General features: G+C 28.5%; 1 protein-coding gene. It reads right to left on the bottom strand.

From position 1 onward, the window contains the following. A partial coding sequence (locus tag EZH24_RS13310) for a glycosyltransferase family protein (RefSeq protein WP_473807493.1) occupies window positions 1–495 on the bottom strand: 495 nt, incomplete at its 3' end. Window positions 496–548: the final 53 nt, after the last annotated feature.

Below are 548 nucleotides of genomic sequence, written 5' to 3'. Positions count from 1 at the left end.
ATACTCATAAGTATTAAACTCTTCTCTAAACCAATCCATTCTTTTATCTAAAATATAATTTCTTGAGAATCCTTTATATCCATTACATACATCATCATAATGAAAATGTGAAGTTAAACTAATTAAAGGAGAAGCAATTAATCTTATTCCTATAAACCTTCCAAAAGGAGTATTTTCATGATATCCGCCCAATGAAAATCTCGTAGCCTGAACAACATCATAACCTTCTTCAAGTCTTTCTAAAAATAATGGTAAACTTTCCTGAACATTATCTTTATCATTACCATCAACCATGATAGCTCCGCTATAATCATTTATCATAGCTTCATAAAAACCCTGTTTTAATTGTACACCTTGTCCTTTTTTATCACTTATGTTAATTATTAAACCTCGGCAGCCATATTCTTTGATAAAATCAGGATTGGAAGAATTATCTTTACTTCCACCATCACATATAAATACATCGCAAATATTGAATATATTTCCTTCTTTCATTTTATTCATTTGAGATATAAATCTTTCACCTTCGTTAATAACTGGTATTAATA

Origin of the sequence: Brachyspira catarrhinii, from assembly GCF_005518285.1 — a bacterium.
GTDB lineage: Bacteria > Spirochaetota > Brachyspiria > Brachyspirales > Brachyspiraceae > Brachyspira > Brachyspira catarrhinii.
This window is presented reverse-complemented; position numbering and strand designations above follow the sequence as displayed.